19 protein-coding genes are annotated in these 21,443 nt (G+C 65.4%); 10 read left to right on the forward strand and 9 right to left on the reverse strand.

The genetic code is table 11. The features are described from left to right. Window positions 1-299 precede the first annotated feature (299 nt). The 4 genes from AAFN89_RS10610 (at window position 300) to AAFN89_RS10625 (ending at window position 3,227) form a co-directional block, all read left to right on the forward strand. A complete protein-coding gene (locus AAFN89_RS10610) occupies window positions 300-1,130 on the forward strand; it encodes an alpha/beta hydrolase (RefSeq protein ID WP_347538836.1) in 831 nt (276 codons plus the stop codon). A gap of 92 nt (window positions 1,131-1,222) precedes the next feature. Then, window positions 1,223-1,993, forward strand: a complete 771-nt coding sequence (locus AAFN89_RS10615; protein WP_347538838.1) for an SDR family oxidoreductase — start codon at window positions 1,223-1,225, stop codon at window positions 1,991-1,993. 26 nt (window positions 1,994-2,019) lie between these two features. Continuing rightward, window positions 2,020-2,433, forward strand: a complete 414-nt coding sequence (locus AAFN89_RS10620; RefSeq protein WP_347538840.1) for a hypothetical protein — start codon at window positions 2,020-2,022, stop codon at window positions 2,431-2,433. Between the two features lie 41 nt (window positions 2,434-2,474). Beyond that, a complete protein-coding gene (locus AAFN89_RS10625) occupies window positions 2,475-3,227 on the forward strand; it encodes an SDR family oxidoreductase (protein ID WP_347538842.1) in 753 nt (250 codons plus the stop codon). A 78-nt stretch (window positions 3,228-3,305) separates the two neighbouring features. On the opposite strand, the gene AAFN89_RS10630 is transcribed toward AAFN89_RS10625, so the two are convergent. Then, on the reverse strand, window positions 3,306-3,959 hold the full coding sequence (locus tag AAFN89_RS10630; RefSeq protein ID WP_347538844.1) for a TetR/AcrR family transcriptional regulator: 654 nt from the start codon (window positions 3,957-3,959) through the stop codon (window positions 3,306-3,308). Window positions 3,960-4,260: 301 nt separating this feature from the next. Here AAFN89_RS10630 and AAFN89_RS10635 point away from each other — a divergent pair, with 301 nt between their 5' ends. Next, window positions 4,261-5,370 carry an HlyD family secretion protein gene (locus AAFN89_RS10635; RefSeq protein WP_347538846.1) on the forward strand — a complete coding sequence of 370 codons (1,110 nt, stop codon included), beginning with the start codon at window positions 4,261-4,263 and terminating at the stop codon, window positions 5,368-5,370. Window positions 5,371-5,381: 11 nt separating this feature from the next. After that, window positions 5,382-6,980, forward strand: coding sequence for a DHA2 family efflux MFS transporter permease subunit (locus AAFN89_RS10640; RefSeq protein ID WP_347538848.1), 1,599 nt, complete (start codon window positions 5,382-5,384; stop codon window positions 6,978-6,980). 296 nt (window positions 6,981-7,276) lie between these two features. On the opposite strand, the gene AAFN89_RS10645 is transcribed toward AAFN89_RS10640, so the two are convergent. The 4 genes from AAFN89_RS10645 to AAFN89_RS10660 all read right to left on the reverse strand — a co-directional run bounded on the left by AAFN89_RS10645 (window position 7,277) and on the right by AAFN89_RS10660 (window position 12,722). Continuing rightward, window positions 7,277-8,194, reverse strand: coding sequence for an MBL fold metallo-hydrolase (locus tag AAFN89_RS10645; protein WP_347538850.1), 918 nt, complete (start codon window positions 8,192-8,194; stop codon window positions 7,277-7,279). A 441-nt stretch (window positions 8,195-8,635) separates the two neighbouring features. Next, window positions 8,636-10,177: a hypothetical protein gene (locus AAFN89_RS10650; protein ID WP_347538852.1), complete on the reverse strand. Its 1,542-nt coding sequence runs from the start codon at window positions 10,175-10,177 to the stop codon at window positions 8,636-8,638. Continuing rightward, the gene (locus AAFN89_RS10655) at window positions 10,174-12,300 is read right to left on the reverse strand and encodes a tyrosine-type recombinase/integrase (protein WP_347538854.1); all 2,127 of its coding nucleotides are present in this window, start codon (window positions 12,298-12,300) and stop codon (window positions 10,174-10,176) included. Before AAFN89_RS10655 ends, AAFN89_RS10650 begins: the two co-directional genes overlap by 4 nt. A 200-nt stretch (window positions 12,301-12,500) precedes the next feature. Next, window positions 12,501-12,722, reverse strand: a complete 222-nt coding sequence (locus tag AAFN89_RS10660) for a helix-turn-helix domain-containing protein (RefSeq protein WP_347538856.1) — start codon at window positions 12,720-12,722, stop codon at window positions 12,501-12,503. A 269-nt stretch (window positions 12,723-12,991) separates the two neighbouring features. Here AAFN89_RS10660 and AAFN89_RS10665 point away from each other — a divergent pair, with 269 nt between their 5' ends. The 3 genes from AAFN89_RS10665 to AAFN89_RS10675 all read left to right on the forward strand — a co-directional run bounded on the left by AAFN89_RS10665 (window position 12,992) and on the right by AAFN89_RS10675 (window position 14,197). Continuing rightward, window positions 12,992-13,309 (forward strand): hypothetical protein, encoded by a 318-nt coding sequence (locus AAFN89_RS10665; RefSeq protein WP_347538857.1) that lies wholly within the window; start codon window positions 12,992-12,994, stop codon window positions 13,307-13,309. 115 nt (window positions 13,310-13,424) lie between these two features. Beyond that, window positions 13,425-13,733 carry a DUF6634 family protein gene (locus AAFN89_RS10670; RefSeq protein WP_347538858.1) on the forward strand — a complete coding sequence of 103 codons (309 nt, stop codon included), beginning with the start codon at window positions 13,425-13,427 and terminating at the stop codon, window positions 13,731-13,733. 119 nt (window positions 13,734-13,852) lie between these two features. Beyond that, window positions 13,853-14,197, forward strand: a complete 345-nt coding sequence (locus AAFN89_RS10675) for a hypothetical protein (RefSeq protein ID WP_347538859.1) — start codon at window positions 13,853-13,855, stop codon at window positions 14,195-14,197. Between the two features lie 377 nt (window positions 14,198-14,574). Here AAFN89_RS10675 and AAFN89_RS10680 read toward each other — a convergent pair whose 3' ends face one another. After that, complete coding sequence (locus AAFN89_RS10680; RefSeq protein ID WP_347538861.1) at window positions 14,575-15,318, reverse strand: response regulator transcription factor; 744 nt, start codon at window positions 15,316-15,318, stop codon at window positions 14,575-14,577. A gap of 82 nt (window positions 15,319-15,400) precedes the next feature. Between AAFN89_RS10680 and AAFN89_RS10685 the strand changes: the two genes are divergently transcribed. Beyond that, the gene (locus AAFN89_RS10685; RefSeq protein ID WP_347538863.1) at window positions 15,401-16,402 is read left to right on the forward strand and encodes a M23 family metallopeptidase; all 1,002 of its coding nucleotides are present in this window, start codon (window positions 15,401-15,403) and stop codon (window positions 16,400-16,402) included. A gap of 33 nt (window positions 16,403-16,435) precedes the next feature. Here AAFN89_RS10685 and AAFN89_RS10690 read toward each other — a convergent pair whose 3' ends face one another. From AAFN89_RS10690 to AAFN89_RS10700, 3 genes are read right to left on the reverse strand one after another with little or no spacing between them, the layout of a single operon-like run. Beyond that, a complete protein-coding gene (locus AAFN89_RS10690; protein WP_347538865.1) occupies window positions 16,436-17,734 on the reverse strand; it encodes an HlyD family type I secretion periplasmic adaptor subunit in 1,299 nt (432 codons plus the stop codon). A 54-nt stretch (window positions 17,735-17,788) separates the two neighbouring features. Further along, window positions 17,789-19,645, reverse strand: coding sequence for a cadherin-like domain-containing protein (locus AAFN89_RS10695; RefSeq protein WP_347538867.1), 1,857 nt, complete (start codon window positions 19,643-19,645; stop codon window positions 17,789-17,791). Further along, on the reverse strand, window positions 19,642-21,411 hold the full coding sequence (locus AAFN89_RS10700) for a type I secretion system permease/ATPase (RefSeq protein WP_347538869.1): 1,770 nt from the start codon (window positions 21,409-21,411) through the stop codon (window positions 19,642-19,644). Before AAFN89_RS10700 ends, AAFN89_RS10695 begins: the two co-directional genes overlap by 4 nt. Between the last annotated feature and the right edge of the window lie 32 nt (window positions 21,412-21,443).

Below are 21,443 nucleotides of genomic sequence, written 5' to 3' on the forward strand. Positions count from 1 at the left end.
GCCAACATTGCTGTCCGCATGACCGGGTCTGCATGTCACCTCGAATTGAGCCGGTCGTGCCGACCGCCAGGTTCACCTAACAATTGGCGACCTCAACCTATCCGGCGGCACGATGCCGGCTGCGTGTCGGAACGCGCAATCTCCATCCCATCCAGGTGGGTCACTTGAAGGAAAGGCTAGATGCGCAAGCGTTCAAGCGATTTTCGAAACGGCGCGGCTGGCCTGCCCACCTCGATCTTCACCCGGAAAACCCCAAAGCGTGTCCTTCCCATTCCCCACCCAGACATAGGAGTCAGACGATGAGCACGATCACCACCGAAGACGGCGTCAAGATTTTCTACAAGGACTGGGGGTCCAGGAACGCCCAGCCCATCGTCTTCCACCATGGCTGGCCGTTGAGCGCCGACGATTGGGACGCGCAGATGCTCTATTTCGTCGGGCAGGGCTATCGCGTCATCGCGCATGACCGGCGCGGACATGGCCGGTCGAGCCAGGTCGGCGACGGTCACGACATGGATCACTACGCCGCCGACGTCGCCGCCGTGGTCGAACATCTCGACCTGCGAAACGCCGTCCATATCGGACATTCGACCGGCGGCGGCGAGGCGACCCGTTACGTTGCCCGCCACGGCAGAGGCCGTGTCGCCAAGCTTGTGCTTATCGGCGCCGTGCCGCCGATCATGGTGAAGACGCCTGCCAATCCGGGCGGACTGCCGATCGAGGTGTTCGACGGCTTCCGCCAGCAGCTCGCCGCCAACCGCCCGCAATTCTATCTCGATGTCGCGAGCGGTCCCTTCTACGGCTTCAATCGGCCGGGAGCGCGGGTATCGCAGGCCGCGATCCAAAACTGGTGGCGACAGGGAATGACTGGCGGAGCCAAGGCCCATTACGACGGCATCAAGGCCTTCTCGGAAACCGACTTCACCGAGGACCTGAAGGTCATCGACGTCCCAACGCTCGTCATGCATGGCGACGATGACCAGATCGTGCCGATCGCCGATTCAGCGCCGCTGTCGGCGAAGCTGCTCAAGAACGGCGCTCTGAAAATCTACGAGAAGCTCCCCCACGGCATGTGCACGACACACGCCGACGTGATCAACCCCGACCTTCTGGCCTTCATCAAGGGTTGAGACGGCCCATCGCGGCCGGCTGGCCCCTGCGGCAAAAGCTCCGTTCCCGGCCCGCGCAGCGGCGGTGCCCCATCTGCAATCGGAGGTGCAACATGAAGATCGTCGTTATCGGAGGCAGCGGCCTCATCGGGGCGAAGCTCGTAAGCAGGCTTCGCCGGAATGGCCATGAGGTCGTGGCAGCGTCGCCAAATTTGGGCGTCAACACCATCACGGGCGAAGGGTTGGCCGAGGCGCTTGCAGGCGCCCAGGTCGTCGTCGACGTGGCGAACTCGCCGTCGTTCGAGGACCGCGCCGTCCTGGAATTCTTTGAAACGTCAGGCCGCAACCTTCTTGCAGCCGAGATGGCCGCCGGCGTTGGACATCACGTTGCGTTGTCCGTCGTCGGTACCGATCGCCTTCCGGAGAGCGGCTATTTCCGCGCGAAGTTGGCGCAGGAGAATCTGATCAAGGCCGCCAAGATCCCCTACACGATCCTCCGGTCGACACAGTTCTTCGAATTCACGGGCGCTATCGCGCAATCGGCCACCGACGGCCATACGATCCGCTTGTCTCCCGCCCTTATGCAGCCGGTCGTGTCGGACGACGTTGCCGACGCGCTGGCTGAGGTCGCACTCGGGGCGCCGACGAATGAGACTTTGGAACTGGCTGCCCCCGAACAAATCCGTCTCGACGAACTGGTTCGCCAGTTCCTGCATGCAAACAAGGACCCGCGCCAGGTGGTGACCGACGCCAACGCCCAATACTTCGGCACGGTGTTGAACGACCAATCGCTGACCCCGGGCGACGATCCGCGCATCGCCCCGGTATGTTTCGCCGATTGGCTCAATCGCTCCTTCCCTCAAGGACAAGGCAGCCGAGCATGAAAACGGCGGCCTGGAGTGATCGAACAATGTTGATCGCCGTGTCCGTGATGGTGGCCTTCAACGGGATATTTCTGTCCGTGAACGGGCTGTTCATGCTTGTCGCGCCAGCCACTTGGTACGGTTCCGTGCCAGGCGTAAGCGATACCGGCTTCTTCAATCAGCACTTCATCCGCGATATCGGGATCATTCAGCTCTTCCTCGGCGTCGCTTTCGGTATTGGGATGATCCGGCCGGAACGCCGCATCGGCCTGTGGGCCGTCGCGACGCTGTGGCTCAGCGCGCATGCCGTTTTCCACCTATGGGAAGTTGCCGTCGGCATCTGCTCCCCATCAGTCATTCCGCGCGATTTCCCGGCCGTCACACTGCCGGCGATCATCGGCATCGCGCTTACCCTCTGGGCCATCCGTCAGTCAGGCGCCGACGGGGCGGCATCCGCCTGAGTCCGAAACGGGCCACCCCAATATCGCGAATAGGAAATATCATGAGCACGTTGAATGGTAAGGTCGTCATCGTTACCGGCGGAAGCTCCGGCATTGGCCGCGCCACGGCGCTGGGCTTTGCCACCGAAGGTGCAAAGGTGCTTATCACCGGCCGCCGCGCGGCGCTCGTCGACGAGGCGGCCTCCGGCCACCCCAATATCGCCGGCATGGTTGCGAACGCAGCCGCGCCGGACGATGCCGGACGCACGATCGCCAAGGCGATCGACACATGGGGCCGCCTGGATGTTCTGGTCAACAATGCCGGCGCGGGCGCCATCCTCCCGCTGGCCGACGCCACGGCCGGGCGGATCACGGACATCTTCGCCGTGAACGTGCTCGGCCCAAGTCTGCTCGCCACGGCGGCGCTTCCACATCTGATGGCGACGAGGGGAACAATCATCAATGTATCGAGCACGTTCGGTCACAAGCCCGCTGCCGGGCTCTCCCATTACGCCGCCAGCAAGGCTGCGCTGGAGCATCTGACCCGCTGCTGGGCGCTAGAACTTGCCTCCCATGGCGTGCGCGTCAACGCCGTCGCGGCGGGGCCGACCGAATCCGGCGCGTTGACGGGAATGATGGGGCTCTCGGCGGAACAGGCCGCGGCCGTCAAGGAGCAGGAGCGCGGGCAGATACCGCTCAAGCGGCGCGGAGAGCCGGATGATGTGGCCCGGTGGATCGTGCAGCTCGCCGATCCCTGTTCCGAATGGGTGACGGGACAGGTGATTGCTGTCGATGGCGGTCTGGGACTTTCATAACCGCTTATGGTCCGCATGGCGCCGATGCCCTGAGAGGCCGCTGGCATGACATGCCGCCGATCGCTCAGAACCGGGTCGTCACCGGTTTTCGCCAACGCCGTCGAGAAATATCCGCACCGCCGCGTCGACCGTCGCTTCGACCTCGGCGTCATTGGGCGGCGGACGCAATCCGAGGAGCACCTGGAGGTGCAGGTCATCGCGGACCATCCCGATGAAGTGCTCGGCCGCGCGCCGGCAGTCGGAGACCTTGATCTCGCCACGGTCGCGGTATTCCTCGAGCACCTCCGCAAGCCGTGCGCTCGCCCGGCCAGGACCGCTTTCGAAGAAGGCTCGGGCGAGATCGGGAAAGCGCGTACTCTCGGCAATCCCGGCACGATAGAGGGCCAGGAGTTGCGGCGCCATCTGCAAGGCGACAAGCCGCCGTCCAAAATGACGTAGCGTCGATCGGAGATCATGACCCGTGAGCTGCTCCGGCGCGAGCGCATCCAAGGCCCGACTCGCGTTCTCCGTGATGATCGCGGCGAACAGGCCTTCCTTGTTGCCGAATTCGGCGTAAAGGTCGCGCTTCGAGCCGCCGGCGCGTGCGATGATCATGTCGATGCTGGCGGCCGCATAGCCGGCCTCGAAGAACACCTCGGATGCCGCCTGGATCATCGCCAGCCGCCGCTCCTGCGGGGCGCCCCGCCGGGAGCGGCGGGTATAGCGGTTCGTGTCGTGCGTCGTGTCGGTCATCGATCAGGATGCCCTGTCCGCTGTTAAATCCTCAATCGGCTACCTTAGGACGATCTCGACCGGGTTTAGCGCCGTTGCCCAGCATCCGGTGCGTGTGCGCCTCCATGGGTGTGAACCTGGGTATAGGTTCGCTCAGCGAGCCGATAGTCCAAGCTCTCTCCACACCCAATAGGGTTTCAGCCGGCGAGGCAGCAGACTCCTATCAGGACCCGAAACCAGGCCAAAATCATACTTCCATAATGAGGTAATCTATCGTACCGTACAAGGGTAATGTTCATTACCATTTTTGATGAGGCGTCTCGTGAAACCACCCCTGAAGGAGAAGGCCCGCCGCGGAGCCATCGGCCTCGTTATCCTCGCCGCGCTCGCCTCTGCCGGCGGGTTCGCCTGGACCTGGTGGATGGACGCCCGTTTCGAGGTCAGGACCGACAATGCCTATGTCCGCGGCGACGTCACCGCGATCGCCCCCGAGGTCGAAGGCCGTGTCGTCGCGGTTCTGGTCGACGACAACCAGATCGTCGAGGCCGGGGCCATACTGGTTCGGATCGACGATGCCGACTTCCGCGCCCAGGCCGACCGGGCTCGTGCGGCAGTGGCGGCCGTGGCGGCGGCCGCGGACAATCTCGATCGTCGCACGCAGTTTCAACTCGCCGTTATTCGGGAAGCCGACGCGGCGGTCGAGGCCGCGCGCGCCGACGTCGATCTGGCTCAGAGCAACCTTGCCCGCTCCCGACAGCTCCTCGCGCAAGGGTGGACGCCGCAGAGCAATCACGACGCCGCAAGCGCCGCCGCCCAACGCGCGGCCGCGACCCTCACCCGCGCCGAAGCCGCCGGGGCCGCGGCGCGCGAGCAGTTGGCCGTCATCGAATCCGAGGCGGCGCAGATTGCGGCTAGGCGAAGCGAGGCCGAGGCCGCCCTGCGCCTCGCCGAGATCGCGCTGGCCGATACCGTCATCCACAGCCCCGTCGCGGGTGTCGTCGGCAATCGCCATGTTCAGCCGGGCGAGTACGTACGCCCCGGTGCCTCCCTGCTGTCGATCGTGCCGCTCCGGGATGTCTGGGTGGTGGCCAATTTCAAGGAGACGCAGATCGCGCACATGAGAGTCGGGCAGACAGCTCATATCACGGTCGACGGCTTCCCCGGCGTGGAGATCCGCGGCGCAATCGACAGCCTGGCGCCGGCGAGCGGCGCCGCGTTCAGCCTGCTGCCGCCGGACAACGCCACCGGCAACTTCATCCGGATTGTCCAGCGTGTGCCGGTGAAGATCCGGCTCAATGCCGATCACCCGCTGGTCGGGCGCCTCGTCCCGGGCCTGTCGGCTGAGGTCGCGATCGACCTGCCGGCCAGCGTCGGGCCTGGTCCGATCGCCGAGGGCAATGCCCCGCAGGTTGCAGTTCAAATCTACCGGTAGGAAACCCAACCATGATCCGCGTCACTGGCGACGATGACCGGGTATCGGGGGCGGCCATCTGGCTGTTGCTGGGCGTCACCGCCGTCGCGTGTCTGGATGCGATTAACGGCACCGCGCTGGCGATCGCCCGGGCGGACATCATGGGGAGCATACATACGACCCCCGACGAAGCTGCTTGGCTCAACATGGCTTATCTCATGGCCAAGCTCACCGCCTTTCCCATCGGAGCCTGGCTCGGCCTTCGTATCGACCGCGGGCAGTGCCTGGTCGGATCGACGGTTGTCATTATCCTGAGTTCTTTGGCGGGCGGCCTGACCACGGAGTTCTATCAACTCGTGATCTGGCGAGCGCTTCAGGGCGTCTCTGGCGCCGTGCTGCTGGTCGTGGGCCAGACTGTGCTCTTCGAGTTCCTTCCCCGAGGCAGGCAGCCGCTGGTCCAGGCGGCTTTCGCACTGGCTGTCGTTGCGATGCCGACCGCCATCGCACCAGCGGCTCAGGGCTGGCTGACCGAGACACTCTCCTGGTCCTGGATATTCCTCCTTAATTTGCCAGGCGGTCTGATCGGACTGGCGATGATCCTCGCCGGGCTCGGTGCGATCCCCGTCGTCCAACGGGCGACCATCCGCCTCGACTGGGTCGGCCTCATGCTCTTCGCCGTCGCCATGGTCTGCCTCGTCTATGTGCTCCAGCAGGGCAATCGCTGGAACTGGTTCGCAGAGTCGCGGATCGTGAACCTGTCGATCGTGGGGATGATTGCGGTCCTTGCCTTTGCAGCGTGGGAGATCCGTTCACAAGGTCGCGATCCATTGATAGATCTCGCAACCTTTCACGATCCCAACTTCGCCTTCGGCTTCATCGTCAGCTTCGTTGCTGGTTGCGCCCTGTTCGGCAGCGCCTTCCTTATCCCGCTCTTCGCGCTCTCGGTGCTCGGCTTCTCGGAAACCTATGCCGGGCTGCTGCTCCTGCCGAGTGGTGCGCTCACCGGGTTAGGGCTGTTTGCGGCGGCCGCACTCATCCAGGTCCGCCGTCTTTCGCCGATCAAGCTCGTGCCGGTGGGCATCGTCCTCTTCATGTCCGCGATGTGGCTGCTGTCCGGCTCGACGAGCGAGAGCGGCATCCCGGACATGACCACGGCCCTGCTGCTGCGCGGCTTCGGCCTCGGTCCGCTGTTCGTGGCGCTGACTCTCATCACCTTTCTCGGGCTCGGCGGGCCGCGCTTGGCGCACGGCGTCGCGCTTTTCAACTTCGGCCGACAGTTCGGCGGCTTGATCGGCGTGGCGTTTCTCCAGACCTATCTCGCGCATCAGGCGGCGCTCAATCGCAGCGTTCTGGCCACCCATTTCACGCCCGGCAGCCCAGCGCTGGAGGCGCGCCAAAACGCCATCACCGATCTGCTCGCCACCCAAGGCTATTCTAGCGAAATGGCGGCCGCGGTCACTGCAATGATCCAGCGGTCGCTCCAGACGCAGATCATGACCCTGTCGTTCAACGAAGGCTTTTTGGTGTTGGCGCTGCTGTTCGTCTCTGCCGCTCCAATGCTGATCGCAGTCAAGATCATCCTCGCAATGACGGCCGGACGTAAGGCAGTGGACGAGAGAGCGACGGAGTAACCTCCTCAGGCTCAGCAATCCGTGGCGTGATTGATCCAGTCTGCTGGCGGCACTTAACAGCGGCGCAGCGAAGGCCCCGTCCGCCGAGATCATCCATGGCCAGGTCGACTGGGTCGTGCCGACGCTGCGCGCCGATAGCGTCGGGCTCGATGCGGCGCTGCACGGCAGTCTCGCGGCCATTCTGGCGTTCTGCGATTATGCTGCAAGCAATAGAAAACTCCCGGCCGCTGGCGCGACCGGGAGTCGATTATCGGTGGTTGCAGTCTCGAGCAGAGCAGTCCTAACCCAACAAGCGGTCAGTAGTCCCAGAAGACCGGCACCCAACGAAAGGCGTCGCCGTCGACCGCCACCCGCCCCACGGACGGGAACGGAAGGTGAGTGGCCACCAACATCTCGCCGGTCTCAGCCAGATCCCGCAAAAGACGAACCCGAACGCGAGCCGCCTCCTCGGGGTCATGTTCGAAGCCGTTGTGCCAGTCGGGCTGGTCGAACCCGACCGCGAACACGGCGTCGCCGGCGAACGTCAGCCCGTCGCCGCCGGACGCTAGACGGACGACGCTGTGCCCAGGGGTGTGTCCGCCGGTCCGACGGACGACCACCCCCGGCGCCACCTCGTGCTCCTCATCGAACGTCCGCACCTGGTTGCGGTACTCTTTCATGAACCGCTTGGCGGTCGACCGAAGCGCGTCCGGGAACCCCGGCGGCATGGCGGTGTGGGAGAAATCAGGCGACTCCCAGAATTTGACCTCGGCCGCCGCCACGTGGATCCGCAGGTCCGGCCGCAGCCGGTCCTTCACCCCGTCGACGATCAGCCCGCCAATGTGGTCCATGTGCATGTGGGTAAGCACCACATCGGTCACGGACGCAAGATCGATGCCCGCGGCCGCCAATCGCTTTGCCAACTGCCCGGCCCGCGGCAAGTGCAAGTCCGGGTCGAACCCCAGCCCAGCATCGATGAGTATGGTCCGGCCGCCGCTACGCACCACGACCACGTTCAGCGCCCAATCGAACGCGTCCCGCGGCAGAAACATGTTATCCAGCCAGGCCTCCCGGACCGTCGGGTCGGCGTTGTGCGCCAACATCGCGGTTGGCAGCGGCAGAACCCCGTCGCTGACCACCAGCACGTCAATCTCGCCGACCCGCAGCGCGTAGCGCGACGGAACCAGCTCATCGTACCCCGGTCCACCGAGGTGTGAGATGTTGTCTGGGCTCATGTTTGTCTCCTGTTGATCGTCCCTTTTCTGAATGTGTTTCACTATCCCCGTTTGCGATGGAGATAGAATCACCCCGTGGTCTAGGTCGCGTACATCCAACGGATATCAGGGACCGATGCGCCCGAGCCGCATGAAAGGCGAAGCACTGCGGAATTCCCACGCCATTGCACCACGGCGTAGAGGAACGGCCCTGACCGACGAGCATCAATCCGAAAGCGCCTGCCCTCCAGCAGCCTACCTCGTTGATATCACATGGTTTTCCACTATCTGGCCGTCTGAGCATAGCAAGAGTGGAAAACCCATAGATTTCAATGAACTAACAAGCTCCGAGAGCGGATAGCGCCGAACGGCGATGATCGTTCGCAATCCCCTCGATCGGCGACTGGATCAAGTGCGCGATGGTCCAGCCGCCGGAAGTCGGATTGCGGGAGAATGACGGCCTCACCCACCCCTTGCAGGGGGCCTCTTCCGCCCGGTTCGTTGTCTTTCCTTCTTCCTCCGAGCCAACGTCGCCTCGACAATTCCGGTGGTCATCCGGTCGAGTGCGTGGGAGGCGTTGGTGCTGGTGGCGAGCGCCCGATAGATTTCCACCGTCTGGCTATTGCGGTGGTCGAGCATGATGCTGACCTGCGCCAGCGCCCTGGGGTCGGTCGCGCCCATGCTCGTTGCATACATCGTGCGGACATAGTGCGGGCCAATGCCCTTGCCCCATGCTGCTTTCGTATGGTCACGCAGTACCGCCGCCAGGCTTCCTACGGCCATCGCGGCGCCGCGGTTGGACACCCAAAGCGCGTCGCCGGCCTGCCCGTCGAGCAGCGGCCGGAACCTGTCCAAATAGGCGCGAACGCACGGCCGCAGGACGACCGGAACGGTGCTTTCGCTGGGATCATTGTTCTTCGTCCGGTCGAACAGGAGTGAGACCGGCTCGCCGGTCTGGTCGAGTACCAATTCCCGGCCGATCCTCATCTCGCCGATGTTGCTGATCCGCTTGGGTCGCCAGGCGAGCAGAGCGATATAGAGCCCGTCGCGATACAGCGTCGCGGCACTGAGCGTCAGTGGCTGGCCAACGGCTTCGGCCATGAGCCTGGTCCCGAGTGCCGCCAATTCCTCGATCGGCCGCAGCCCGATTGCCTTGTCCCTCAGCGGCACAGCGTGGCTCTGCAGAATCGTCGCCTGGCGCGACAGCCACGTCCAGTCGCCGTCCGGGGCGAGCACCCGCAGGGCGAACCGCAGGCCCTGAACATAGGCCGTGATTGATTTCGGTGCGCAGCCGCGCGCGGCAAGGCCGTCGACATACCGGGCGACCCGATCCCGGGTCACCGCCTCCGGCGCCGCAGCCCCGCCCTCTTCGCCCGCCCACGCCAGCCAGCGGCCCCAGCCCCGCTCCGCCGCCGTGCAGGTGGCGGGTCTCCAGGACGACGGATGCCGCGCCGGCTTGCCCATCGCTGTTCCGGGAACTTCATCACTCGTACCGCCGTCCGGCCAGGCTGCCGTGACCGCCGCTAGAGCCGCGGCGTACGGGTCGTCGACGACAGGCTCGGCCGGAGACGCGAAGCCGGTTATCCAGCGTGCCCGATGATCGTCCGGCCAGTCCGCCATGGCGACACGCCGGGTCGGGGTCGGACCTGGACGTTTCTTCGGCGCTGCCTGCGGCCGTCCGGCGCGGATGGCGTCGCGCGCCGCCTCGTGCAGCCAGCCCCAGGGCTCTTCCGGGCGGAGCACGACCAGCGCATCGGCCAGACCGCGCAGTGTCGTCCGCGCCGACTGCGGCGGACGGTGCCAGGCAACGGCTTCGGCGAAGGCGGCGATCGTCGCCTGGTCGACACCGTCGGGCTCACCGTACGCGAGCAGTTGGCCATACGCGGTCCGCGCCTGCTTGAGTCGGTGGGCCGGCCAGCCGCGGGTCGCCCGCGCCCAGGTCCGCCGATCGGATTCCGGCCAGCCCTCGGCGGGTACCGCCCGCCACCGCTTCCGGGCGCTCATGCCGCCCTCGCCATCGGCAGCGCCAGGCCGGCCTCGGCCAAGCGGTCGGCCATTATTCGGTCGAGCGTCGCCGAGGCGCCCAGCGTCGCGAGACTGTCGACATAGATGCCGGTCGAGTCCGAGTTGCCGCAATGGCCGAGCAGGGCCCGCACCATGTCGGGATCCAGCGTCGCCCTGAAGAGCGCCGTGCCCAGGATCTTGCGCCACTGATGCGCCCGGACCTGGTGGCCGATGGCGTCGCGGATCAGCGCCTTGAGATTGCTCGCGAGTTGGGCCGGGGTGCGGTGGGTTTTGCGGGTGCGGAGCTTGCGACCGGGGAAGAGAAAGTCATTTTCCGGATCGAGCGCCAGTGCCGGCCAATAATGCTCTCGATGCGTCTTGAGGATCTGCACTTTCCAGGCCGACAGCTCGGCCCGGAGCGGCTTCTTCCGGCCCTTTGTGTCGCAGGCCGGCCAGTAGACCATCCCGATCGCCCCGGCGTGCACCGGCCAAGTGATGTTGTCCCGCAACGTCCGGCTGAGCGTCGTCCGGCGCACCGGCAGGCTGAGCAGGATCGTCAGCATCGCCGCAGCCTCGACCTTGAGCGCCATCGCCTCGGTGACGCGCCCGGTGCGCCGACGTTCGTCCTCGGCCGCCGCGATGGTGTCGAGCGGCAGCATGACGATCCGAGCAATCAGTTCGCTGTCGGACAGGAATGCCTCCACCGTCCGGCGGTCGTCGTCGCTCATTTCCGTGCGCTTATGGCCGACCATGTCCGACAGCGTCCAGAACTGCTTCGCTTGGAGTCTGTCGTGGTCCGGCAGCCAGCGCGCCGCGATGCTCGCGAGCATTTTGACCAGGGTCCCACGGGTGGCCTTATTTTTTTCGAGGCCCCGCCGGTCGAGATCCTTCAGAAGCTCGACCGCGGCCTCCGGTGTCGCGATATCGGCGATCGAACGGATCTCGGCCGGATCGCGGCCGGCGCGCACCAGCACCGACGCCGTCAGACGCAGCGTGTCAGCATGACGCCTGGCCGTGACCGCCGCCAGCGGCTTGCTCGGATCCATACCGTGGCGCCGGCCGTTCGCGTCCGGCCGGTCACGCCGCATCCGCTCCGCCGACGCGTACCGGGCGTCCATGGCCGCTGTGTAGCCGACGATCGCGGGGTCGTAGAGGGCGGCGTCGCGCACGCCGGCCGCTGCCACATAGGCCGCGACATCGTCCTGAAAGGATTTCGGGAAGATTTCCAGCGGCAGGCGCAAAGTGTCGCGTTCCGGAACCGACAGGACAATCCGCGGCCAGCCTGCCACATGCCCGGCGCCGTAGTTCCAGGCGTTGCGCGCCGACCGCAACCGACGCGCGCCGGTCTTGGCGCCGAGATAGCAGCGATTACGCTCCTCCGCGTAGGCCTCGAACGCGGCATCGGAGACGTCGTCGGGCTCGACTCCGTGGGCATGGCAGTAGGCGAAGAACGGCCCGAGTTGCTGTTCGTGGAACGAGCGGATCAGCCCGCGCTCTGCATGGTGGTCGCGCAGGCCCTCCATCAGCCCGCGCCAGCGCGGGTCGGCGAGATAGTCCGCCGGCCGCCGGCCACCCGTGGCGCCGGCGATTGCGAGCGAGGTCCGAATGGCGCTGCGGGCCTTCTGCCAGACGCGCCTGGTGACGCCGAGCGCGACGGGGTGCAGCTTGTCGAGCGCCTCGCCGATGCGGCGGGCGTCGGCCGGAATCCGATCGAGCGGGCGATCGAACCACAACGGCAGCCGGTCGATGTGACGCAGGATCTCCTGGCGCCAGGCATCGCTCAGCGGGTCCGCGTCCGGCCGATTGGCGCCGTCGGCGATCGCCTGGCGCACATCGGCCATCGTCAGGTCGCGGGCCGGCGCCGGCGACTGCGGCTTGGGCGCCGGAGGTTTGGGCGCCGGCCGGTCGGCGATCAGATCATCGAACGGTATTCCGGTGACCTCGGCGACCTTGGCGATCGCCGTCAGACCGGGATAGCGAGCCGCCCCACTGATCACGGTGTGCACCCACACGCGCGATCGGCCGACGCGCCGGCTGAGTTCGGAATGGTTGACGCCCTCGGCCTCGCACCAATCAGCGATAAGGCGGGCGGCTTCGGTCGGGTACGAAGAAGGCGGTTTCATCGGTATGGTTCTCCTGGTTCGTTAAGTCCGGGACGGCCCTGCCGGCGGCGTCGGCGGTCAAGACTGGACAGGGGTGGACAGGGCGGGCCGCCGGGACGACCGTGTCGCGATGTCTGCCTCCGGGCTCATCGCGACACGCTCGTCCCGGCGCGCCGTAAGTGATTGACATTGCTGGACATGGCCGGACATCGACGGCCACCTCAGATCTCGCCCCGCCGGCGCATTTCGAGCGCGGCGTAAAGCACGTCGCGGTGGATCAGGATCGGTCCATTGCGCCGCTGGGAGACCGTGACGAGACCGTCGCGGATCCGCCGCCGCAGGGTCCGTTCGGACATGCGCAGCAGCGCCGCCGCCTCGCGCAAGGTGGCGAACTCGGGCAGGCCTTGTCGGGAATTCAGTAAAGAAGAAGAATTATTGGCCATATGTTCTCTCCAGACATTCAGTTGGAGAGATATGATTCCGTTTCAGAGAAAGCGGAAATTAGGACAAGAGATTTTTTATTGAGCCAAAATCAAATGTAACTCGATCTCCCGTCCTTCTCACTGGCGGAAAGGACGGGAGATCGAAAAATCACCAATAAAAGAATGTGCGAGGGTCATGACGCCGGCAACGGCGGCCGACCTCGCATCTCGTTTAATTCCACGCGCTCTCTTGATCGCAATTTCGTGATCGCAGTAAGGAGCACACAGCTATGCGCACGTCACCCAGCGCGTGGAATCACCACCAAGCAAACAATCCGGTTTGGCAGCCGTGGACCGGCGACGCACTCGTCGCCGGCGCCCGCGGCGGCCCCGTCGGCGTAGAGCCGGCGCCGTGGCTCACACCGCACCAAGCGCGGCGGCTGCACGATCTCCTCGACGACCTGCTGACTTATCAGAGCGTCAACCGGCTCGGATCCCGGATTCCCGGCGGCGATCGCGCGCTGAAGAGCCAGGCCCGAGAGATCGACGCCCGCCTCGTCGAACTCGCCGCGGCCGGCGTCACGATGTTCTGGCGTCCGGGGGCATGACCGGAACCGGCCTCCAACTGTTGTGTTGGCGCTGAACCCGCCGAGCACCCTCCCGATGCGACGGCTGGACGGCCCATGCCGTCCGGCCGTCGCGAGCATGTTCAGGACATCACTCATGTATCGAACTCGAGAAGAAGCAAAATTGCTCTTCGCGCAGCTTCAGCACGAACTCCCCTATCTCCAGCGTGGCGAGATCCCGCCCGGCGTCAATCTCGACGCCGCCCCCCTGCTAGATCACTGGACCTACAGCGTCGAGCCGCCGGATGGACTGATCGGCGTCGTCACCGGCCATCCGCGTCTTCAGGACGGAGGATGGATCACTACGTCCCAGTTGGTCTGGATCGACGAGCAGCGCGGCGTCGCTCGCACCGTGTCGAGATATTACCGCCTCGGCCGGCCGCTCGGCACGGCCTCGGACCAATAGCCCGCCGATCAAGGATCGCCCGGCCTCTCCTTTGGGGCCGGGCCATTCTCCCCATCCAGAGACGTTCCGCGGCTGCTCTTGATCACACTCCCGTGGTCGCTACTGAGGAGCAATCAGATATGCGCACATCCACAAACAGCGCGCGGACCCGTCAAGTCGCCTGGGCGCCATGGCGCGACGATTTGTTGACCGTCGTCGGCCGCGGCGGCGATATCGAGACAGAGCCCGCCCCGTGGCTCGCGCCGCGCCAGGCTCGGAAGCTCGAGGCTCTGGTCGACGACCTTCACGTCTACCAAGCGCTCTCCAGCACAGCCCCCGGAACCGCCGACACCGCCCGCGCCCGGCGCCTTCAGGGCCGGGAAATCGCCGCCCGGCTCAGCGACCTGCTCAAGCATGGAGTCAAGATGCGCTGGCACACGGACGACCGCTCGGTTCGCCTGCTCTGCCAACGGGCCCGGCGGTAGTCGCCAACTCCCGTGCCGCCGGCCCCAGCGGTCGGCGGTGCGGGCTTTTCCGGCCGTCTCGTCCCCTGCCGTCAGGCCCGGACGCGAAACCGGCCGACGACCGGTCGATGACGTGGCGAGCCAGCCGGCGCGAAACTCGAAGCCACCGCCGATCCGCCGCTTTGGTTCACCGACCTGCTCCAGGTCGGCGTCAAGATCCGCTGGCATACCGACAGCGAATCGGTCCGGCTGCTCTGCCAGCGCTGCCGCCGGTAGTCTCCGGTTTCCATGCCGTCAGCCCGTTGAACAGCGGCGGCATGGAGCCTCCCGCTCCGGTCATGCGGCCACACCTTCCTGGCCCGGCTCACGGTAGATTTCATCGGCTGGATGGGCGTCATTTAGACGAGCGCCGCCATTGAGGACAGTTCCGATACGAACGGCAACGATATCAAACAATTAAGCCGTCCTACATACGAACTGCCAGTACGTGCGATCCGCGATGTCGTTGCGCCGGCAAGTTGCTGGGCCGTCAGAACGACCTGAAGCCTGTTCCGTGCGTTCATCTTCTGCATGAGGACGGTCATGTAGTGCTTCACCGTCTTCTCGCTGATCGACAGGCTGGATGCGATTTCCTTGTTGGTTCGGCCACACAGCAAATGGCGAACGATCTGCTCCTCGCGGGCGCTCAACTTTTTCGACTGGGCTTCCATTTTGCGCAACGCCCTGTTCTGAAGGGCGCTGATGATCCTTCCCGAGATTCCGTCGGCAATAAAGGTTTCACCGCGCGCCACCGCTTCGATCGCGCGCGTCAGCTCGCCGGCTGTGCTGGTTTTCAGAATGTACCCCGCGACGCCGGCATCAAGGGCATTGATGGCATGATCATCGTCGCTTTCAGCGGTAAAGATGACTACCCTTGTATCTCTTGCCATGGACCGGATTTTGACGATAGCTCGCAACGCATCAGGAGCGGGCAGATCCATGATCAACAGGCGAGGATGGTGGCGTTCGGCAATGCCTGTCGCTTCATCGCCCGAAACGCCCTGCGCTACGACATCGAACCGACGGTCCTTCGAGAAATGCGCGACAACGCCTTCCAGCATGAACGGTTGATGATCAATCACCGCAAGTGAAATCGGAGTCATCCTGGCCCCTTCACACATTGTGTTTTTATCAAAATTTAGGTAATTAAGATATCATAACTGTAACAATTTTGGATCAAAATTTTTGAGATTACACCTTTTTCGTCACTTTCGCCTTGCCGCGGGGATAGCGGTCACGCTGGGCTCCCTCCCCTCGGTCGCCCAGGAACTTGCCTTTCCCGCCGACTGCGCCCCCGGCCAGGATTGCTTCGTCCAGCAGTATCCGGACATGGCTCCCGGCCCCGAAGCCGTCGATCCGTTCTGCGGAACGGCCACATATGATGGGCACGACGGAGTCGACCTCCGCCTCCTCTCCATGACGGACGTCGCCAGAGGCGTTCCTGTTCTCGCCATGGCGGATGGCCGGGTGTTGCGGTGGCGAGACGAGGAACCCGATCGCCCGGTGCTGACTGCGGACGACAGGGCGGAAGTCGGCAACCGGGAATGCGGAAACGGCGCGGTCATCGACCATGGCGAAGGGATCGAAATCCAGTATTGTCATCTGAGGCAGGGCAGCCTTGCCGTCCGAAGCGGCGATATCGTCCGGGAAGGCGACAAGATCGGGGAAATCAGCGCCTCCGGGCTGGCCCAGTTCCCCCACCTTCACGTCACCATCCGCAAGGAAGGGCGGCCGATCGATCCCTTGACCGGACGAATGATCGGGGAGGACTGCGGTGAACCGGGCGCGCCGTCGGAGCCGCTCTTCTCCGATCCCGCCCTGGAGGCCCTGGAACAGGGTAGAGGCCATTTCCTCGCGTTCGGACTTGCGGGTTCCGTCGTGGATCATTCCCAGCTCGTGCTGTCCGGTCCGCCGCCACGTCCGAGCAGCGCATCGCCCGCGCTGGTAGGATGGGCGTGGCTTCGGAATCTCCACGAAGGCGACCAGGTCCTCATCGAAATCGCCGACCCGTCCGGCGGCGCATTCGTATCCCGAACGACGGAAGCCCTCGACCGGCCCAAGGCCACATACACGGCTTATGCGGGCAGGCGCGGCGCGCCCTTGCAGGGCGCCTATCGCGTGACGGTCAAGCTGATCCGCAACGGAGAGCCGGTCTCCGTCAGGACCGAAGCCTACAGGATCGAGTGACTCTCCGTTCCGGGAATCTCCGGGCCGCTCTTCCTACTGTTCCCTGAAGGCCCGGCTGAACTGGTCGGTAAGAGGCCTCACCAGATAGGACATGGCGGTCCGCTCCTCGGTGGACACGAAGACCTCGACGGGCATTCCGGGCAGCAACTCCACGTCGCCCAGCTTCGCGAGTTCTTCCTCCGACACCTCGATGTCCCCTAGGTAATAGATCTCCCCGGTGACCGGATCCCGGGTCGTCGCCGGCGACACATAGGAAACCTCGCCGCTCAGCTCCGGCGTCGTCCTCTGGTTGAACGCGGTGAAGCGAAGCCTGGCCGACTGACCGATCGAAACCTGGTCGATGCTCACGGGAGTCAGCTTGACCTCGATCTTGAGCCTGGCGTCCTCCGGAACGATGGTGACCAGCACCTCGGCAGGCGTGATCACGCCCCCTATGGTGTGGATGTTGAGCTCGTTAATCGTTCCGGAGATCGGGGCGCGGATGTTGGTGCGGGACAGCCGGTCCTCGATCGCGGTCCGGCGGTCGCGAAGCTCCGATATCCTCGTGTCGACATCGCTCAGCTCCCGCTGCGCCTCCGTGCGGGCGGTCTGGTCGATGGCGATGATCTGGAGCCGGACCTCGCTTATGCGCGTCCTGGCCCTGGCGATCGCCGCGTCGATCTCCCCGCGCTCTCCCAACAGGCGCGCCATGTCGCGGCCTGCGGTGTAGACGCGCGACCCTTCCACCAGCCTTCTCTCGGCAAGGTCCCTCAGCTTCTGGTACTCGGCCTCGACGAGCGCGAACTCGTCGACCTTCGACGCCCGCTGCGCCTCCAGCCCCTCGATCTCCTCGCCGATCTGCTCGATGCCGAGTTCGAGCTGCCGTTTCTGGCTTTCACGATGCACGCGGTTGCCATCGAAGAGCCGGATCTCGCCGCTGACGATCGATGCGATGGCGGGGTCTTCGATGTCCAGGTGGGGCAGGAACTCTATCGCCTCGAGCCCGTCACGCTCCGCCAGCAGCCGCGATTTCTTGACGGTCAGCTCGACCAGCTGCGAACGCACGATCGAAAGCTCCGCATTCGTCTGCGCATCTTCGAGCTGCAGCACCATCTGTCCCGCCTGGACGAAGTCGCCTTCCCTGACGGCGATTTCACTGACGATTCCGCCGTCGCGGTGCTGGATAGATTTCAGGTTCTGGTCGACCTTCACCGACCCTTGCGCGATCACGGCGCCGGTCAGTTCCGCGGTCGCCGCCCAGCCGCCGGCGCCGGCGACGAGGAGAACCCCGAGAGCGGCGCCCGCGAGCACGCGCGGGCCGATCCGAAATGCCTTGCCTGTGGTGTCGCCCATGCCCCTTGCTCCCCGCCCGTTTGCGTCTTGTCCGCCCGGATCACCGGAATCTAGCTAGACGTTCTCGATCGCCACCAGGGCGTAATGCCCCTGCAAGGCGACCGTCGTCTCCCATACGTCGTCACTGTTGAAATCAACCTCGATGAAGGTCCGGTCCATCTCGTCGGTCCGATCGTGCCGGTAGCGTATCGCCAGATCGTCGTCATCGACGTCGTCGCCATAGATGTCCTCGAAGCGGTCCTCCAACTCGTCCATGACCTTCTCGAAGATGTCGTACCTGGACATCCGCACCCGATCCCCGGCCGTGAAGTCCAGGATTTCATGGAAAGCCGCAGGCCCTTCGGCCGGCTGGCCGGGGTCGCTGAACTCGAAGATATCCTCGCCGCCGCCGCCTGCCAGGATGACGGCTTTGTCGCCGATGACGAAATGGTCGTCCCCTTCGCCGCTCAGCACGGTCTCGAACCCGACGACATGATCGTCGCCGATCTCCACCCCGCCGGCGGCGCCATCGACGAGATCGATCGCGAGGTCTTCCGACGCGCCGGAATAATCCAGCGTGTCGTGCCCCTCCCCGCCATCATAGGCGTCCCGGTCGCCGTCGAGCGCGGCAACCACGCGATCGTCGCCGTCGCCCCCGTGAACGACATCCGCGCCTTCGCCGTCCGAAAGCACGTCGCCGCCATCGCCGCCGAACAGGAGGTCCCGTCCCGCTCCTCCGTTCAGGAGGTCGCTGCCTCCGTCGCCGAAGATCGTGTCGTCGCCGTCATTGCCGAACAGGGTGTCATCGCCGTTTCCACCTGAGATGTGGTCGTTCCCCGCCCCGCCGAAGACGACGTCGTCGCCGTCGCCGCCGAAGACGACGTCGTCGTCGCCACCCGCGACGATATGGTCGTCTCCATTTCCCCCGGCTATGAAGTCGTCGCCGGTCCGGCCGTCGATGTTGTCGTCGCCATCGAAGCCGGCAATCTCGTCCGCGCACATGCCGCCGAGAAGCATGTCGGCGGCGGCGGTTCCTTCGATGGGCGGCGGCCTGACCACGGAGAAGTACGCGACCTGGTCGATCGTGGCTTCGCCGTCGGTGATCTGATAGGCGATGGTGACGGGTCCGAGATGATCCGGACCGCCGTCGAACATCCAGCCATCATCCGTCCGGGTCAGCGTTCCCGAGGAAACCGCCAGATTCTTCACCGAAAGCGTGTCGCCGTCCGGGTCATGCGCATTCCGCAGGAGATCCGACAGGCCGACAGCCAGCGTCGCGCAGCCGACCACGTCCAGCAGATAGACCGGTCCCGTCACGCGGGGCGCGCGATTGTCGGAGGGAGGATGGTCCTCGTCCTCCGGATCGTCACCCGTCTCGTCTTCCGGGTCCTTGCTTCCATCAGGGGCCGGACTGTCGCCGCCACCCCCGGCCGAACCGGCGGTCCCCGCGACAAGCCCATTATCGTTGGCGGGGCGCGCCAGCAATGGCACTGGCCTAACACCTCCGATACCCGGCGAACCCTTGGGCTCGATGAAGTCGAAGGCGGGCGACTCGACCAGAGCGAACGGCGTGGGTCGCAGCGACAGGACGTTCGCCAGAGCGCTTCCTCCGGGGGTCATGTCGTCGCCTTCCGGCGCGACGGCCCCACCCTTATGGTCATCGTCCTGCGAGACCTTCGCCGGTTCGGGCGCGGACATTCCGGGTTCGGCGACCCCGGCCTCGTCACCGACGTCGCCATCGGGTTCGGATTGAACCTTCTCGGGCGGCGTCGCCCATCCCGGAAAGAACGACTTCAGGTAAAGCGCGAGTCCCGTCAGAAGGAGGCCTATGGCGAGCGGCGTCTTCGACTTCGCATCCATGCCCTTCAGGACGTAGCGCTGGGAAGCGTCGGCTTCCGGCGTTTCCGTCTTCGCGCCTTTGACCTCGATCATGCCAATGCTCGCGCGGACAGGTCGGCGCGCGCCTCCTTCATGGGAGCCGTCTCAGCTGCTGGCGCTTCGCGGCGGGTGGATTTGCCGATGATCTCGTCCTTGGGCCCGAATGCCGTCATCCGGCCGTTCTGGATCACCGCCACGAGATCGACGGCGACCAGCGCGCTGGGACGGTGAGCGATCACGACCGCGATGCCGCCGCGTTGCCTGACGCCCTGGATCGCGGCGGTCAGCGCGGCCTCGCCTTCGCCATCGAGGTTCGAGTTCGGCTCGTCCAGCACGACGACGAACGGGTCGCCGTAAAGCGCCCGCGCAAGCCCGACGCGCTGCCGCTGCCCGCCCGAAAGCGCCATGCCCTGGGGTCCCAGCTCGGTATGGTAGCCGTCCGGCATGCGCACGATCATCTCGTGAACGCCCGCGGCCGTCGACGCCTCCACGATGGCCCGGGCGTCCGGCTCGCCCTGAAGCCGCGAGATGTTCTCCTCGATCGTGGCGTCCAGCAGCGCGACGTCCTGGGGCAGATAGCCGATGAACCGTCCAAGGGTCTCGTCGTCCCACTGCGTCAACTCGGCATCGTCGAGACGCACGCCGCCCCTCAGCGTCGGCCAGATGCCGGTCAGGGCCCGGACCAGTGTGGTCTTGCCGCCGCCGCTCGGGCCGATGATGCCGACCGCCTGGCCGGCCTTGAGCTCGAAGCTCACCTCGCTCAGCAGGACCCGGCCGGACCCCGGCGCGGCGACGGTGATGTTCTCCACCTTCAGCGATGAGCGCGGCGCGGGCAGGTCCATCGGCTCCTCGGCCTCCGACAGCGCCACGACCGTTTCCTTGAGGCGCTGGAAGGCGGTGCGCGCGGAGACCACGTTCTTCCAGTTGCCGATCGCCAGGTCGATCGGGGCGAGCGCCCGGGCGGAGGCGACGGAGGCGGCGATGATCGCGCCGGCGGAAAGTTCGCCCTGGATCGTCAGCAGCGCCCCGAGGCCGAGGACCGCCGACTGGAGGATCATGCGCAGCACCCGCGAGATCGCGCCGAAGGTGCCGCTGATGTCGTTGGTGCGCGTCTGAAGCTCCAGATGCTCCTCGTTCGCGCGGTTGAAGCGGGCGACGGCCCTCCCCCCGAAACCCATGGCCTTGAGGATATCGGCGTTGCGGGCGTTGGAGTCGGCGACGGCGTTGCGCGTGACGACCGCCTGATGGGTCGCGTTGCTCAGGCGGCGGGTCATCAGCTCGGTGACGATCGTCAGCACCGTGAGGATGAACGCGCCGCAGAAGGTCAACGCGCCCAGCCAGGGATGCAGCATGTAGACGAATGCGAGGAAGAGCGGCATCCAGGGAAGGTCGAACAAGGCCACCGGTCCCTGACTGCCCAGAAAGCCGCGCACCGTGTCCACGTCGCGGCCCCGTTCGAGGGATTCAGCCGTCGAAAAGCCGAAGCGCGGCATGTCGATCGCGACCTGATGGGCCATCGGCGCGATCTTCCGGTCGAGCCGCGCGCCGATGCGCACGAGGATCTGCGAGCGGATGATGTCGAACAGGCCCTGGAAGAAGTAGAGGCCGATCGCCAGCACGGAGATCGCCACCAGCGTCGGAACGCTGCCGCTGGTCAGGGCCCGGTCGTAGATCTGGAGCATGTAGAACGCGCCGGTGAGCGCGAGGATGTTGATGATCCCCGACATCCCGAACAGGAAGACGATGATCCTCCTGAACCCCTTGGTGAGCCGCTCGGCGCTCTTGCGCTTCGACCCGGATTTGGAATTCTTGGACGCCATGACGTTCCCCCGCTGCGACACGCCTCATTCGC

It is taken from the genome of Inquilinus sp. CAU 1745 (genome assembly GCF_039839375.1).
Classification (GTDB): domain Bacteria; phylum Pseudomonadota; class Alphaproteobacteria; order DSM-16000; family Inquilinaceae; genus JBDOQU01.